Here is a 14,672-nt window from a genome sequence, read left to right as displayed (position 1 = left end):
GCGGGGCCTCCCCTCTAATTATTATTTATTAGCAGCGATTTCTCTTTGACGAATCACAGTTTTCATGCGTGCGATTGATTTACGCACTTCACGAATGCGAGCAGTGTTTTCAAGCTGCCCAGTCGCTAATTGGAAACGAAGATTGAAAAGTTCTTCTTTAAGAGACTTTACTTTTTGTTCAATTTCAGCAGTGGTAAGGTCACGAATTTCATTAGCTTTCATTTGATTCACCACCAATTTCTTCACGTTTTACGAACTTCGTTTTAATTGGCAATTTGTGAGATGCAAGACGAAGAGCTTCACGAGCAACTTCTTCAGACACACCAGAAATTTCAAATAAAACTTTGCCCGGTTTTACTACAGCTACCCATCCTTCTGGAGCACCTTTACCGGAACCCATGCGGACCTCTAGAGGTTTAGCTGTGTATGGCTTAGAAGGGAAAATTTTAATCCAAACTTTACCGCCACGTTTCATGTAACGAGTCATAGCAATACGAGCAGCTTCGATTTGACGGTTTGTGATCCAAGAAGCTTCAAGAGCTTGGATACCGTACTCACCGAAATGTACTTCAGTACCGCCTTTTGCACGACCACGCATTTTTCCACGGTGTTCTCTGCGATACTTCACGCGTTTTGGCAATAACATATTATTTTCCTCCTTCCGCAGTATTCTTCTTAGTTGGAAGGACTTCTCCACGATAGATCCATACTTTTACGCCAAGCTTACCATAAGTAGTGTCAGCTTCAGCAGTAGCATAGTCGATGTCAGCACGAAGTGTGTGCAATGGAACAGTACCTTCACTGTAATATTCAGAACGAGCAATATCTGCACCGCCAAGACGACCAGAAACCATTGTTTTGATTCCTTGTGCTCCAGCACGCATTGTGCGTTGGATTGTTTGTTTTTGTGCACGACGGAATGAAATACGGTTTTCAAGTTGACGAGCGATGTTTTCAGCAACTAGCTGAGCATCAAGATCTGCTCTCTTGATTTCAAGAATGTTGATGTGTACACGTTTGCCAGTTAGGCTGTTAAGAGCTTTACGAAGTGCTTCAACTTCAGATCCGCCTTTACCAATTACCATACCTGGTTTAGCCGTGTGGATTGTGATATTTACGCGGTTTGCAGCACGTTCGATTTCTACTTTAGAAACAGACGCGTCAGACAAACGCTTGCTGATGAATTCACGGATTTTCAAGTCTTCATGTAAGAAGTCAGCGTAATCTTTTCCTGCGAACCATTTAGATTCCCAATCACGAATGACGCCAATACGAAGACCTACTGGATTTACCTTTTGACCCACGGATTATCCCTCCTTCTTTTCTGATACAACGATTGTAATGTGGCTAGTACGTTTGTTAATTGCGCTCGCACGACCCATAGCACGTGGACGGAATCTCTTAAGTGTTGGACCTTCGTCAACGAATGCTTGAGTAATCACTAGGCTGTTAGCGTCCAACTCGTAGTTGTGCTCAGCGTTTGCGATAGCAGATTTTAATACTTTTTCAATAATTGGTGAAGCAGCCTTAGGTGTAAGGTTTAAGATAGAAACTGCTTCTCCTACTTGCTTACCTCGGATCAGGTCCATTACTAGACGTGCTTTACGAGGAGCAATACGGACTGTTCTTGCGACAGCTTTAGCTTGCATTTAAAAGCCTCCTCTCATTAGCGTCTTGTTTTTTTATCGTCACTAGCATGACCTTTGTAAGTACGGCTTGGTGCGAATTCGCCCAATTTGTGACCTACCATATCTTCAGAAATGAAAACAGGTACATGTTTGCGTCCGTCATAGACAGCGATTGTGTGACCGATGAATTGTGGGAAAATTGTAGAACGACGAGACCAAGTTTTTACGACTTGCTTTTTGTCAGTTTCATTCAATTTCTCGACTTTAGCCATCAAATGATCATCAACAAATGGTCCTTTTTTTAAGCTGCGAGCCATTGTGGAACCTCCCTTCGTGATTGAACTACGGTCCTAAATGAACCGTAGACAACCCCGTTACTTGTTTTTACGACGACGTACAATGAATTTATCAGACTTGTTGGTTTTCTTACGAGTCTTGAATCCAAGAGTCGGTTTACCCCATGGAGACATTGGTGATTTACGTCCGATTGGAGCGCGTCCTTCACCACCACCGTGTGGGTGATCGTTAGGGTTCATTACAGAACCACGAACTGTTGGGCGTACGCCTTTCCAGCGAGAACGTCCAGCTTTACCGATGTTGATTAATTCGTGTTGCTCGTTTCCAACTTGACCGATAGTCGCACGGCAAGCAGAAAGAATCATGCGAACTTCTCCTGAGTTCAAACGTACAAGAACGTATTTACCTTCTTTACCAAGAACTTGAGCAGAAGTACCAGCAGAACGAACTAATTGTCCACCTTTACCTGGTTTTAATTCAATGTTATGCACAACTGTACCAACTGGGATGTTGATAAGTGGAAGAGCATTACCTGGTTTGATGTCAGCTTCTGGTCCAGAAGTAACTTCAGTACCAACTTGGATTCCTTTCGGAGCAAGAATGTAACGTTTCTCACCATCTGCATAGTTTACAAGAGCGATGTTCGCTGAACGGTTTGGATCATACTCGATTGTAGCAACGCGTCCAGGTATACCGTCTTTATCACGCTTAAAGTCGATGATACGGTATTGACGTTTGTGACCGCCACCTTGATGACGAACAGTCAATCTACCTTGGTTGTTACGTCCGCCTTTTTTGTGTAGCGGTGCAAGCAACGATTTTTCTGGTTTGTCAGTCGTGATTTCAGCAAAATCTGAAGTAGTCATGCCACGACGACCATTACTGGTTGGTTTATACTTTTTAATCGCCATTTTGAATTTCCCTCCTTCTTTTTAAGATTTACGCTTCAAAAATTTCGATTTCTTTGCTGTCAGCAGTTAATTTCACGATCGCTTTTCTGCGACGGCTAGTCATACCAGTGTAGCGTCCAACGCGTTTTGATTTTCCTTTGTAGTTTTGAACGTTGACTTTCTCAACTTTCACTCCAAAGATTTCTTCAACAGCGTCTTTCACTTCTGTTTTGTTAGCTCTGACATCAACTTCGAACGTGTACTTCTTCTCTGTCATTAGATCAGCAGAACGTTCAGTAATGATAGGGCGCTTTAGAACATCACGAGGATCTTTCATTATGCAAGTCCCTCCTCTACTTTTTCAACCGCTGCTTTAGTGATCAGAAGTTTGTCGTGGTTGACAACGTCAAGAACGTTGATACCGTTAGCTTCAACAACTGTTACTCCAGGGATGTTACGAGCAGATAAAGCAACTGTTTCGTTTGCATCCGCAGTGACGATCAACGCTTTCTTCTCAACAGATAATCCTTTAAGGATGCCTGCGAATTCTTTCGTTTTCACTGCATCAAGAGTCAGATCTTCAAGAACGATGATGTTGTTGTCGATTACTTTAGAAGACAATACTGACTTGATAGCCAAGCGGCGAACTTTTTTAGGTAATTTATAAGAATAACTGCGTGGTGTTGGACCGAATACGATACCGCCTCCGCGCCATTGTGGTGAACGGATAGAACCTTGACGAGCACGACCTGTACCCTTCTGTCTCCAAGGCTTACGACCTCCGCCACGTACTTCAGAACGAGTTTTTACTTTGTGAGTTCCTTGACGTAAGGAAGCTCTTTGCATAAGAATAGCATCGAATACTACGCTTTCGTTTGGCTCGATTCCAAACACAGAAGCGTTTAATTCGATTTCACCGTTAGTAGAACCGTTTTGGTTATATAATGCTACTTTTGGCATGACTTGTTTCCTCCTTTCCTAAGAGAGTTATTTAGATTTAACTGCACTCTTTACAGTTACTAGAGATTTTTTAGCTCCTGGTACGTTTCCTTTGATCAATAGAAGATTGCGTTCTGCATCAACTTTAACGATCTCAAGGTTTTGGACAGTGATTTGCTCTCCGCCCATACGACCTGGAAGAAGTTTACCTTTGAATACACGGTTTGGATCAACAGGTCCCATTGAACCAGGACGACGGTGGTAACGTGAACCGTGAGTCATTGGTCCGCGTGATTGTCCGTGGCGTTTGATAGCACCTTGGAATCCTTTACCTTTTGATGTTCCTGTTACATCTACGATATCTCCATTTGCGAAAATATCAACTTTGACTTCCTGACCAACTTCATACGCATCTAACTCCACACCGCGTAATTCTTTTACGAAGCGCTTAGGAGCAGTTTCCGCTTTAGCAACGTGGCCTTTCTCTGGTTTGTTAGAAAGCTTTTCACGTTTGTCATCAAAACCGATTTGGATTGCTTCATAGCCATCCGTGTCAGCAGTCTTCTTTTGAAGAACAACGTTAGCAGCAGCCTCAACAACAGTTACAGGGATAAGATCACCGTTTTCTGCGAATACTTGCGTCATACCAATTTTTCTACCTAAGATTCCTTTGGTCATTCGTCACACCTCCTATAATATGTGTTTTCTATTTGAATTAAAGTTTGATTTCGATATCTACACCAGATGGTAAATCTAAACGCATAAGTGCATCAACTGTTTGCGGAGTTGGATTCACGATGTCGATTAGACGTTTGTGAGTACGCATCTCGAATTGCTCACGAGAATCTTTGTACTTATGCACCGCACGAAGGATTGTGTAAACTGATTTTTCAGTTGGAAGCGGGATTGGACCAGATACACTAGCACCAGAACGCTTAGCCGTTTCAACAATCTTCTCAGCAGATTGATCAAGAATTCTATGATCATATGCTTTTAAACGAATACGAATTTTTTGTTTTGCCATTATTTTCCCTCCTTTTCGCCTACTTACGTTAGACAGTTCTCCGTGAGAAAAACCTGATCACCTCGCCATGGCAAAGCGGCCGGGTGTGTCAGCAACCTCTCACTTCATCGCAGTCAAAGACCAACATGCACTATTGTACCAAATTGGCCTGCGTGTTGCAATAATAAATCGGATAAATTTATGATTTGCACACTTTTCATATTATACAGGGATTCAGCCTATAAATCAAGCTTTCCCTGAAGATGATGTATAGCAGTCTTTCTTATGATACGTATAAATTCATCTGGCTCTTCGATATGCGGAGAATGTGCAGAGTCTTTAAAGGTAAACCATTCTTTGATTGGTGCTTTTAATTGATCAACATATGGTTTTGATACAGCAGCTGGTGTAATCATGTCGTGATCGCCAATGAGAAAGTAGCACGGTATTAATATAGTAGAAACTCGGTATTGAATACTCTCATTCATTAGCTGATCCCATAACTTGTCTTGACTAAACTTCTGCCCTTTTATGAACTTCCATTTATCTTTCAGCTGATATTGCTTACTAAAAAGAAACCCTTTTAGTATTTGAAAAACCGGCTTCCATCTATGTGTGAGACCTACGCTCGCAAACTCTTTATATAGAGAAAACAAGGCATGAGCTGATGTGCGTTTCCATGGAGGAGGCGTCAGTAATCTTAGACACCCAGTAAACAGCCGATTGCGATGGTATTTCTTCAAAAGAAGCTCGTACGATACGATATCCTCCTTTAACACATTTACTACCTGACTAATCCCATAATAAGCATGATAAAGATCCGGACGCTTATGTACTGCTTGTATGGCAATTAATGATCCCCACGAGTATCCTGCGATATACAATTTTGAATGACCTAGATAAGATAGGATCTTCTCTGTCAGTTCAATCGTATCTTCAATAAATTGCTGAATGGTCATCGATGCATCGGGAAGATTCTCTTGATAGGAAAGTCCTGCGCCACGCTGATCCCAATGGACAACTGTAAAGTCTTGATCAAGTTCCGCGAGAAAGGAATCAATATAACTGATTTGAGCTGAGCCGGGCCCACCGTGTAAAAATAAAAGTACAGGCTTCGTTTCACTCGTCCGATCTTCTTTCATCCTAATCCATTGGTCAATTCCGCCGATCGACCATTTTTTCAAATATGTCTTTGCCATTCCAGCGATCCTCTCGGTTCCATTTAGATTCTATAGCTTATAGTAGCCGTTCTGATCTGGAAAAGCAAAAAAAAGAGACCCTTTTGCAAGGAGTCTCTTTTATATGTTTATTACTTAACGATAGTTGAAACGACACCAGAACCTACAGTACGTCCACCCTCACGGATAGAGAAACGAGTTCCTTCTTCGATAGCGATAGTAGAGATAAGTTCAACTTCCATCTCAGTGTTATCGCCAGGCATTACCATTTCAGTACCTTCTGGAAGATGTACAATACCAGTTACGTCAGTTGTACGGAAGTAGAACTGCGGACGGTAGTTAGCGAAGAATGGAGTATGACGTCCACCCTCTTCTTTAGAAAGTACATAAACTTCAGCTTTGAAACGGCTGTGTGGAGTGATTGTACCTGGTTTAGCAAGTACTTGACCACGTTGGATCTCTTCACGAGATACACCACGAAGTAGTGCACCGATGTTGTCACCAGCTTCAGCATAGTCAAGAAGTTTACGGAACATTTCAACACCTGTAACAGTTGTTTTACCGTTTTCTTCTTGAAGACCGATGATTTCAACTTCGTCACCGACTTTAACTTGTCCACGCTCAACACGACCAGTAGCAACTGTTCCACGACCAGTGATTGAGAATACGTCCTCAACTGGCATCATGAATGGCTTCTCAGTGTCACGCTCTGGAGTTGGGATGTACTCATCAACCGCATCCATAAGTTCAAAGATTTTTGCTTCGTAATCAGCATCTCCTTCAAGAGCTTTAAGAGCAGAACCTTTGATAACTGGTACATCGTCACCAGGGAAGTCATAGTCAGAAAGAAGGTCACGAACTTCCATTTCAACAAGTTCAAGTAACTCTTCATCGTCAACCATGTCACATTTGTTAAGGAATACTACGATGTATGGTACACCTACGTTACGAGAAAGTAGGATGTGCTCACGTGTTTGTGGCATTGGACCATCAGCAGCAGATACTACTAAGATCGCGCCGTCCATTTGAGCAGCACCAGTGATCATGTTTTTAACATAGTCAGCGTGTCCTGGGCAGTCTACGTGTGCATAGTGACGAGTTTCAGTTTCATACTCAACGTGTGCAGTTGAGATTGTGATTCCACGCTCGCGCTCTTCTGGAGCACCATCGATTTGGTCATAAGCCATAGCTGTACCTTTACCAGATTTCTTATGAAGAACTGTTGAGATAGCAGCAGTTAGAGTTGTTTTACCATGGTCAACGTGTCCAATTGTACCAATGTTAGCATGCGATTTGGAACGGTCGAATTTTTCTTTAGCCATTCTAAAAATCCTCCTTAAAGGTTCATTGTATTTGGTATAGAGTGATAGAAAGTGAAGAGTTACCTCTCACTTTCTGATCTTCAATAGTAGTTATACTTTAGTTTAAAGGCAAAATCAATTATTCACCTTTATTTTTTTTGATGATTTCTTCACTGATGCTCTTAGGCACTTCTTCGTAGTGATCCATGTGCATAGTGAAAGTACCGCGTCCTTGTGTGTTAGAACGAAGTGCAGTAGCATATCCGAACATTTCAGAAAGTGGAACCATAGCGCGAACAACTTGAGCGTTACCGCGAGCTTCCATACCTTCTACACGTCCACGACGAGATGTGATATCACCCATGATGTCTCCCATGTATTCTTCTGGGATAACAACTTCCACTTTCATCATTGGCTCAAGTAGAACTGGGTTACATTTGCTGACAGCATTTTTCAATGCCATAGATGCAGCAATTTTGAACGCCATTTCGTTAGAGTCAACATCGTGGTAAGATCCATCAAATAATTTTGCTTTGATGTCGATTAATGGGAATCCAGCTAATACACCATTTTCAAGTGAATCTTCAAGACCTGCTTGAATTGCTGGGATGTATTCACGTGGAACAACCCCACCGACGATTGCATTTTCAAACTCGAATCCTGCGCCTTCTTCGTTTGGTTCGAACTCGATCCAAACGTGTCCGAACTGACCGCGTCCACCAGACTGACGTACGAATTTACCTTCAACTTTTGCACCAGAACGGAATGTTTCACGGTACGCAACCTGAGGAGCTCCTACGTTAGCTTCAACCTTGAACTCACGCTTCATACGGTCAACAATGATATCAAGGTGAAGCTCACCCATACCAGAGATGATCGTTTGACCAGTTTCAGGGTTTGTTTGTGTACGGAATGTTGGATCCTCTTCAGCTAGTTTAGCTAAAGCGATACTCATTTTATCTTGGTCAGCCTTAGATTTAGGCTCGATAGCTACATCGATAACTGGCTCTGGGAATTCCATAGACTCAAGGATAACAAGATTTTTCTCGTCACAAAGAGTGTCACCAGTAGAAGTATCTTTAAGACCTACAGCTGCTGCGATATCCCCTGCATATACAGTAGAGATTTCTTCACGGCTGTTTGCGTGCATTTGAAGGATACGTCCAACACGTTCACGCTTGTTCTTAGAAGAGTTCTTCACGTATGAACCAGAATCAAGTGTTCCAGAGTATACGCGGAAGAAAGTTAGTTTCCCAACATAAGGGTCAGTCATAACTTTAAATGCAAGAGCTGCGAATGGTGCGTCATCAGTAGACTCACGAACAACCTCTTCATTTGAATCTGGCAGGACACCTTTGATTGCAGCAACATCAGTTGGTGCAGGAAGGTAGTCAAGCACAGCGTCAAGTACAAGCTGAACACCTTTGTTTTTGAAAGCAGATCCAACAAGAACTGGGTAGAATTCAACATTCAACGTTCCTTTACGGATTGCAGCTTTCAATTCAGGAATTGTGATTTCTTCACCCTCAAGGTATTTTTCCATAAGCTCTTCATCAAGCTCAGCGACAGCTTCAATTAGGCTGCTGCGAAGCTCTTCAGCTTTGTCTTTATACTCAGCAGGGATTTCTTTAGCATCAGAGCGAGTTCCAAGGTCATCTTCGTAGAAGTATGCTACGTTTTCTACAAGGTCGATGATTCCTTCGAATTGATCTTCAGCGCCGATCGGCAATTGAATTGCATGAGCGTTCGCTTGAAGACGGTCTCTTAATGTGCTTACAGAGTAAAGGAAGTCCGCACCGGTTTTATCCATTTTGTTAACGAATACGATACGAGGTACTCCGTAAGTTGTTGCTTGGCGCCAAACTGTTTCAGTTTGTGGCTCTACACCTGATTGTGCATCAAGAACAGCAACCGCACCATCAAGTACACGTAAAGAACGTTCAACTTCAACAGTGAAGTCTACGTGTCCTGGTGTATCGATGATGTTTACACGGTAACCTTTCCATTGTGCTGTAGTAGCAGCAGAAGTGATTGTAATACCACGTTCTTGCTCCTGCTCCATCCAGTCCATTTGTGAAGCTCCTTCGTGAGTTTCACCAATTTTATGGATACGACCAGTGTAGTACAAGATACGCTCAGTCGTTGTCGTTTTACCAGCATCGATGTGAGCCATGATACCAATATTACGAGTTTTGTCTAAGGAGAACTCTCTTGCCATTGGGTAATTTCTCCTTCCTTATTAGGGAATAGTTTTTTTAGTTTGGTATAAATCCTACCAGCGGTAGTGAGCGAATGCTTTGTTCGCTTCTGCCATTTTGTGTGTATCTTCACGTTTCTTAACAGCAGCACCAGTGTTGTTAGCTGCGTCAAGGATTTCGTTAGCAAGACGCTCTTCCATCGTTTTTTCTCCACGAAGACGAGCGTAGTTTACTAACCAGCGAAGACCTAAAGTAGTACGACGGTCTGGGCGAACTTCTACAGGAACTTGGTAGTTAGCTCCACCTACACGACGTGCTTTAACTTCAAGAACTGGCATGATGTTTTTCAAGGCTTGTTCGAAAACCTCCATCGCTTCATTACCAGTACGTTCTTTGATGATATCAAATGACTTGTAGAGAATTGTTTGTGCTTTTCCTCTTTTACCGTCGATCATCATTTTGTTGATCAAACGAGATACAAGTTTAGAATTGTAAATTGGATCTGGCAATACGTCTCTTTTTGCTACAGGACCTTTACGTGGCATCTGAATAGCCTCCCTTCTCTTTTAAAAGGATTTCTATCTGTCTCTCATCTCAATATCATTGTCAGCTTCCTGACTCCACTGATCTGATATCAACTTCTAAAAACCCTTATGTTTGTTTGTATTATTTGCTTTGTTTAGGGCGTTTTGTTCCGTATTTAGAACGTCCTTGCATACGACCGTCAACTCCGGCAGTATCAAGCGCACCACGAACGATGTGGTAACGTACACCCGGTAAGTCTTTTACACGTCCGCCGCGGATAAGTACTACACTGTGCTCTTGTAGGTTATGTCCGATACCAGGAATGTAAGCTGTTACTTCAATCAGGTTAGACAAACGTACACGAGCATATTTACGTAGTGCTGAGTTTGGTTTTTTCGGTGTCATTGTACCGACACGAGTACAAACCCCGCGCTTCTGTGGAGATGTTACGTTAGTGTGCTCTTTTTTGAAACTGTTGTATCCTTTGTTAAGTGCAGGAGACTTTGAGTTTTCAACTTTACTCACGCGTCCTTTGCGTACTAGCTGATTAATTGTAGGCATGTTGTTATTCCTCCCTTCATTACTTTTTTTATAACCCACATACCCAGGTGGTTCATCAAAAGGCAAAAAACAATGCTTTTGCATTTTAAGCATGCAAAAACAAAACAAGTACGTTATAACATAATGGCAACAGCTGCTGCCCCAACTTCAATTCCGCAGGCCTTGCCGAGCTTTTTCATGGAATCTACCACTAAAATGTCTACACCCTTCTCTTGCGCTAGCTTCAATACACTAGCAGTTAAAGCAGGATCAGCATCTTTCGCTACGACGACTTCCTTTACTGAATCTCGTTTCAGAGCTTTTACTGTTTGCTTCGTACCAATAATAATGGATTGAGCCTGTGATACTTTATCATAAGACATCGAATATCCTCCAAAGTAACAGGTTTTATTTTGAGCACCTTGGTTATATTATCATCATGGCAGAAGGATGTCAATATCGTATGACAGAATATCTTGACATCCTTCACCATTTTTGATGATTTTATAGGAATCTCACGAGAAAGATTACTCTACAGGAACCATATCGTCAGACGGCTGCACTTGCGAAACCGGCTTAACTTTACGGTAGTTTGGCATACCCGTTCCAGCAGGAACAAGTTTACCGATAATAACATTCTCTTTCAAGCCAAGCAGTTCATCACGTTTTCCTTTGATCGCCGCATCTGTTAAGACACGAGTCGTTTCTTGGAAGGATGCCGCAGACAAGAATGAGTCTGTTTCAAGTGAAGCTTTTGTAATACCAAGAAGAACTGGACGGCCTGTTGCAGGACGTTTGCCTTCGAATAGTACTTTTTTGTTCGCTTCAGTGAATTGATGTACATCAAGAAGAGTGCCTGGTAATACATCTGTATCCCCTGCATCAGCGACACGCACTTTACGAAGCATTTGGCGAACCATTACCTCTACGTGCTTATCTCCGATTTCTACCCCTTGCATACGGTATACTTTTTGTACTTCATGAAGCAGATATTCTTGAACAGCTGTCATGTCAGTCACTTTAAGAAGTTCTTTCGGATCGATCGAACCTTCTGTAAGCACTTGACCACGAGTGACTGTGTCACCTTCAACAACTTTTAGACGTGCATTGTAAGGAGCTGTGTATGAGCGAGTTTCAACTTCGCCTTGAACCACAATTTCCTGCTGCTTGTCACGCACATCGTTAATTTCAGCAACGACACCATCAATTTCAGAAATTGTCGCTTGCCCTTTCGGATTACGCGCTTCAAATAGCTCTTGGATACGAGGTAGACCTTGAGTGATATCGTCTCCTGCTACCCCACCGGTATGGAACGTACGCATTGTAAGCTGTGTTCCTGGCTCACCGATTGATTGTGCAGCAATGATTCCAACTGCTTCACCGACTTCAACGTCTGTACCAGTTGCAAGGTTACGGCCGTAGCATCGTTTACATACACCATGAGGCGTGTTACATGTAAATGCAGAACGGATCCATACTTCCTCAATTCCTGCTTCAACTACTTCAAGTGCTTTGTCTTCATCAATTAGTTCGTTTTCGGCTACAATGACTTCGCCTGTTTCAGGATGAACAATTGGTTTTCTTGCAAAACGTCCGATCAGACGTTCTTCAAGTTTCTCAATAATTTCATTTCCTTCTTTAATGGACTTCGCCAAGATTCCTCGGTCTGTACCGCAATCTGTTTCACGGATGATGACATCCTGTGCAACGTCAACGAGACGACGCGTAAGGTAACCTGAGTCAGCTGTTTTAAGGGCTGTATCGGCAAGACCTTTACGCGCACCGTGAGTGGAAATAAAGTATTCCAATACGGTTAAACCTTCACGGAAACTAGATTTAATCGGAAGTTCAATGATACGTCCAGCCGGGTTGGCCATCAGACCACGCATACCAGCCAGCTGAGTGAAGTTAGATGCGTTACCACGCGCTCCAGAGTCACTCATCATGTAGATTGGGTTGACTTCATCAAGGGACTTCATCAGTTTACCTTGGATCACATCTTTAGAAGAACTCCAGATTGAAATAACTCTCTCATAACGCTCTTCTTCAGTAATCAAACCACGTCTGAATTGCTTCATGACGTTATCTACTTTTGCTTGTGCTTCTTCAAGAATTTGCTGCTTATCATCTAATACGACGATATCAGACACACCAACCGTAATACCGGCTTTAGTAGAGTATCTGAAACCAAGATTTTTCATGCGGTCAAGCATTTTAGATGTCTCAGTGATATGGAATCTCTTAAAGATTTCTGCAATGATTTTCCCTAAAATACCTTTTTTGAACGGCGCATTGATTTCTTGTTTCTCGATCGCAGCTTTTACATCCTCACCTTTTTCAAGGAAGAAACGATCAGGCGTTTTTTCTTCAATATTGCTCTTTGTCGGCTCATTCATGTATGGGAATGATTCCGGTAAGATTTCGTTAAAGATCAGTTTTCCAACTGTTGTAATCAACAATTTAGAACGCTGTTCATCAGTGAATGTCACATTCTTCAACGAGCTGGCTGCAACAGCTACACGTGTATGAAGATGCACATAACCATTTTGATAAGCTAGAAGGGCTTCGTCAGTATCTTTGAAGACCATACCTTCTCCGATAGCACCTTTGCGCTCAAGTGTAAGGTAGTAGTTACCAAGCACCATATCCTGAGATGGCGTAACAACTGGTTTTCCATCTTTCGGGTTCAAAATGTTTTGAGCAGCAAGCATTAAGATACGAGCTTCAGCTTGAGCTTCAGCAGATAATGGTACGTGAACCGCCATTTGGTCACCGTCAAAGTCAGCGTTGTAGGCTGTACATACAAGTGGATGCAGACGAATCGCGCGTCCTTCCACAAGTGTAGGTTCAAACGCTTGAATACCAAGTCTGTGAAGAGTCGGTGCACGGTTTAGTAACACTGGATGCTCACGAATAACTGATTCTAAAACATCCCATACTTCCGGCTGCACGCGCTCAATCTTACGCTTCGCACTCTTGATGTTGTGAGCTAATCCTTTTTCAACAAGCTCCTTCATCACGAATGGTTTGAATAATTCAAGAGCCATTTCTTTCGGAAGTCCACACTGATACATTTTCAAATGTGGTCCTACGACGATAACGGAACGTCCAGAATAGTCAACACGTTTACCAAGCAAGTTTTGACGGAAACGTCCTTGTTTCCCTTTCAGCATGTGAGAAAGAGATTTCAATGGTCGATTTCCTGGTCCTGTTACTGGTCGGCCTCTACGTCCATTATCAATCAAGGCATCGACAGCTTCTTGAAGCATACGCTTCTCGTTCTGAACGATGATGCTTGGCGCGCCAAGATCTAATAAACGCTTCAGACGATTGTTACGGTTGATGACACGACGATAAAGGTCGTTCAAGTCAGATGTAGCAAAACGTCCACCATCAAGCTGAACCATTGGACGTAATTCTGGCGGAATAACCGGAAGTACATCAAGAATCATCCAAGATGGTTTGTTTCCTGAGTTACGGAAGGCTTCTAACACTTCAAGGCGTTTGATCGCACGTGTACGGCGCTGTCCTTGAGCAGTTTTCAGCTCTTCTTTCAGTGTATCTACTTCTTTTACAAGATCGATATCTTGAAGAAGTTTGTTGATTGCTTCTGCACCCATAGCTGCTTGGAATGTATTACCGTATTTATCTAAATAAGCACGGAATTCTTTCTCAGAAAGAAGTTGTTTCTTCTCAAGCGGTGTATTGCCCGGATCTGTCACAACGTAAGAAGCGAAGTAGATCACTTCTTCTAACGCACGTGGTGACATATCAAGAACAAGACCCATACGGCTTGGGATACCTTTGAAATACCAAATGTGGGAAACTGGGGCAGCCAGTTCGATATGCCCCATTCTCTCACGACGGACTTTTGCCCGTGTTACTTCTACACCACAACGGTCACATACAACACCCTTATACCGAACGCGTTTATACTTCCCACAATGACATTCCCAGTCTTTTTGCGGTCCGAAGATACGTTCACAAAAGAGACCATCTTTTTCAGGTTTCAGTGTACGATAGTTAATCGTTTCAGGCTTTTTCACTTCACCAAAAGACCAAGAACGGATTTTATCAGGTGATGCGAGACCGATGTTCATATACTCAAAATTGTTCACATCTAGCAAGGGGCCTACCTCCCTTTTAATCTTCGGGTTATACCCTAGTCACTTG

General features: G+C 42.6%; 17 protein-coding genes. All 17 read right to left on the bottom strand.

The annotated features are described in order from the left end of the window. Nucleotides 1-21 precede the first annotated feature (21 nt). The 17 genes from rpmC to rpoC all read right to left on the bottom strand — a co-directional run bounded on the left by rpmC (nt 22) and on the right by rpoC (nt 14,626). On the bottom strand, nt 22-222 hold the full coding sequence (gene rpmC, locus M1D81_RS00775; protein WP_003217155.1) for a 50S ribosomal protein L29: 201 nt from the start codon (nt 220-222) through the stop codon (nt 22-24). Next, nucleotides 212-646 (bottom strand): 50S ribosomal protein L16, encoded by a 435-nt coding sequence (gene rplP / locus M1D81_RS00770; protein WP_003156478.1) that lies wholly within the window; start codon nt 644-646, stop codon nt 212-214. The genes rpmC and rplP overlap by 11 nt, the downstream gene beginning before the upstream one ends. 1 nt (nt 647) lies before the next feature. After that, nucleotides 648-1,304 carry a 30S ribosomal protein S3 gene (gene rpsC, locus M1D81_RS00765; RefSeq protein WP_003217241.1) on the bottom strand — a complete coding sequence of 219 codons (657 nt, stop codon included), beginning with the start codon at nt 1,302-1,304 and terminating at the stop codon, nt 648-650. A gap of 3 nt (nt 1,305-1,307) precedes the next feature. Continuing rightward, complete coding sequence (gene rplV, locus M1D81_RS00760; protein WP_007496316.1) at nt 1,308-1,649, bottom strand: 50S ribosomal protein L22; 342 nt, start codon at nt 1,647-1,649, stop codon at nt 1,308-1,310. Nucleotides 1,650-1,666: 17 nt separating this feature from the next. Further along, nucleotides 1,667-1,945 (bottom strand): 30S ribosomal protein S19, encoded by a 279-nt coding sequence (gene rpsS / locus M1D81_RS00755; RefSeq protein WP_003216920.1) that lies wholly within the window; start codon nt 1,943-1,945, stop codon nt 1,667-1,669. A 57-nt stretch (nt 1,946-2,002) separates the two neighbouring features. Next, nucleotides 2,003-2,836, bottom strand: a complete 834-nt coding sequence (gene rplB / locus M1D81_RS00750) for a 50S ribosomal protein L2 (RefSeq protein ID WP_024425599.1) — start codon at nt 2,834-2,836, stop codon at nt 2,003-2,005. 28 nt (nt 2,837-2,864) lie between these two features. Then, nucleotides 2,865-3,152, bottom strand: a complete 288-nt coding sequence (rplW, locus tag M1D81_RS00745) for a 50S ribosomal protein L23 (RefSeq protein ID WP_003217016.1) — start codon at nt 3,150-3,152, stop codon at nt 2,865-2,867. Further along, nucleotides 3,152-3,775: a 50S ribosomal protein L4 gene (gene rplD, locus M1D81_RS00740; RefSeq protein WP_024425598.1), complete on the bottom strand. Its 624-nt coding sequence runs from the start codon at nt 3,773-3,775 to the stop codon at nt 3,152-3,154. Before rplD ends, rplW begins: the two co-directional genes overlap by 1 nt. Nucleotides 3,776-3,802: 27 nt before the next feature. After that, nucleotides 3,803-4,432, bottom strand: a complete 630-nt coding sequence (gene rplC, locus M1D81_RS00735) for a 50S ribosomal protein L3 (protein ID WP_041084736.1) — start codon at nt 4,430-4,432, stop codon at nt 3,803-3,805. Nucleotides 4,433-4,469: 37 nt separating this feature from the next. Continuing rightward, nucleotides 4,470-4,778 carry a 30S ribosomal protein S10 gene (gene rpsJ, locus M1D81_RS00730; RefSeq protein WP_003156464.1) on the bottom strand — a complete coding sequence of 103 codons (309 nt, stop codon included), beginning with the start codon at nt 4,776-4,778 and terminating at the stop codon, nt 4,470-4,472. Between the two features lie 218 nt (nt 4,779-4,996). Then, nucleotides 4,997-5,956, bottom strand: coding sequence for an alpha/beta fold hydrolase (locus M1D81_RS00725; RefSeq protein WP_456265925.1), 960 nt, complete (start codon nt 5,954-5,956; stop codon nt 4,997-4,999). A gap of 110 nt (nt 5,957-6,066) precedes the next feature. Then, nucleotides 6,067-7,257, bottom strand: coding sequence for an elongation factor Tu (gene tuf, locus M1D81_RS00720; RefSeq protein ID WP_456265926.1), 1,191 nt, complete (start codon nt 7,255-7,257; stop codon nt 6,067-6,069). A 118-nt stretch (nt 7,258-7,375) separates the two neighbouring features. After that, nucleotides 7,376-9,454, bottom strand: a complete 2,079-nt coding sequence (gene fusA, locus M1D81_RS00715; RefSeq protein ID WP_456265927.1) for an elongation factor G — start codon at nt 9,452-9,454, stop codon at nt 7,376-7,378. Between the two features lie 54 nt (nt 9,455-9,508). Next, on the bottom strand, nt 9,509-9,979 hold the full coding sequence (gene rpsG, locus M1D81_RS00710) for a 30S ribosomal protein S7 (RefSeq protein WP_008356520.1): 471 nt from the start codon (nt 9,977-9,979) through the stop codon (nt 9,509-9,511). Nucleotides 9,980-10,100: 121 nt separating this feature from the next. After that, nucleotides 10,101-10,520: a 30S ribosomal protein S12 gene (rpsL, locus tag M1D81_RS00705; RefSeq protein ID WP_008356518.1), complete on the bottom strand. Its 420-nt coding sequence runs from the start codon at nt 10,518-10,520 to the stop codon at nt 10,101-10,103. A gap of 113 nt (nt 10,521-10,633) precedes the next feature. Continuing rightward, nucleotides 10,634-10,882, bottom strand: coding sequence for a 50S ribosomal protein L7ae-like protein (locus tag M1D81_RS00700; RefSeq protein WP_024425593.1), 249 nt, complete (start codon nt 10,880-10,882; stop codon nt 10,634-10,636). A 144-nt stretch (nt 10,883-11,026) separates the two neighbouring features. Then, the gene (rpoC, locus tag M1D81_RS00695) at nt 11,027-14,626 is read right to left on the bottom strand and encodes a DNA-directed RNA polymerase subunit beta' (protein WP_024425592.1); all 3,600 of its coding nucleotides are present in this window, start codon (nt 14,624-14,626) and stop codon (nt 11,027-11,029) included. Nucleotides 14,627-14,672: the final 46 nt, after the last annotated feature.

It is taken from the genome of Bacillus sp. JZ105, assembly GCF_053903125.1.
This window is presented reverse-complemented; position numbering and strand designations above follow the sequence as displayed.

Coding starts and splice junctions, on each gene's coding strand:
- rpmC (WP_003217155.1), bottom strand. CDS start 222: ATGAAAGCTAATGAAATTCGTGACCTTACCACTGCTGAAATTGAACAA.
- rplP (WP_003156478.1), bottom strand. CDS start 646: ATGTTATTGCCAAAACGCGTGAAGTATCGCAGAGAACACCGTGGAAAA.
- rplV (WP_007496316.1), bottom strand. CDS start 1,649: ATGCAAGCTAAAGCTGTCGCAAGAACAGTCCGTATTGCTCCTCGTAAA.
- rpsS (WP_003216920.1), bottom strand. CDS start 1,945: ATGGCTCGCAGCTTAAAAAAAGGACCATTTGTTGATGATCATTTGATG.
- rplB (WP_024425599.1), bottom strand. CDS start 2,836: ATGGCGATTAAAAAGTATAAACCAACCAGTAATGGTCGTCGTGGCATG.
- rplW (WP_003217016.1), bottom strand. CDS start 3,152: ATGAAAGATCCTCGTGATGTTCTAAAGCGCCCTATCATTACTGAACGT.
- rplD (WP_024425598.1), bottom strand. CDS start 3,775: ATGCCAAAAGTAGCATTATATAACCAAAACGGTTCTACTAACGGTGAA.
- rplC (WP_041084736.1), bottom strand. CDS start 4,432: ATGACCAAAGGAATCTTAGGTAGAAAAATTGGTATGACGCAAGTATTC.
- rpsJ (WP_003156464.1), bottom strand. CDS start 4,778: ATGGCAAAACAAAAAATTCGTATTCGTTTAAAAGCATATGATCATAGA.
- M1D81_RS00725 (WP_456265925.1), bottom strand. CDS start 5,956: ATGGCAAAGACATATTTGAAAAAATGGTCGATCGGCGGAATTGACCAA.
- tuf (WP_456265926.1), bottom strand. CDS start 7,257: ATGGCTAAAGAAAAATTCGACCGTTCCAAATCGCATGCTAACATTGGT.
- fusA (WP_456265927.1), bottom strand. CDS start 9,454: ATGGCAAGAGAGTTCTCCTTAGACAAAACTCGTAATATTGGTATCATG.
- rpsG (WP_008356520.1), bottom strand. CDS start 9,979: ATGCCACGTAAAGGTCCTGTAGCAAAAAGAGACGTATTGCCAGATCCA.
- rpsL (WP_008356518.1), bottom strand. CDS start 10,520: ATGCCTACAATTAATCAGCTAGTACGCAAAGGACGCGTGAGTAAAGTT.
- M1D81_RS00700 (WP_024425593.1), bottom strand. CDS start 10,882: ATGTCTTATGATAAAGTATCACAGGCTCAATCCATTATTATTGGTACG.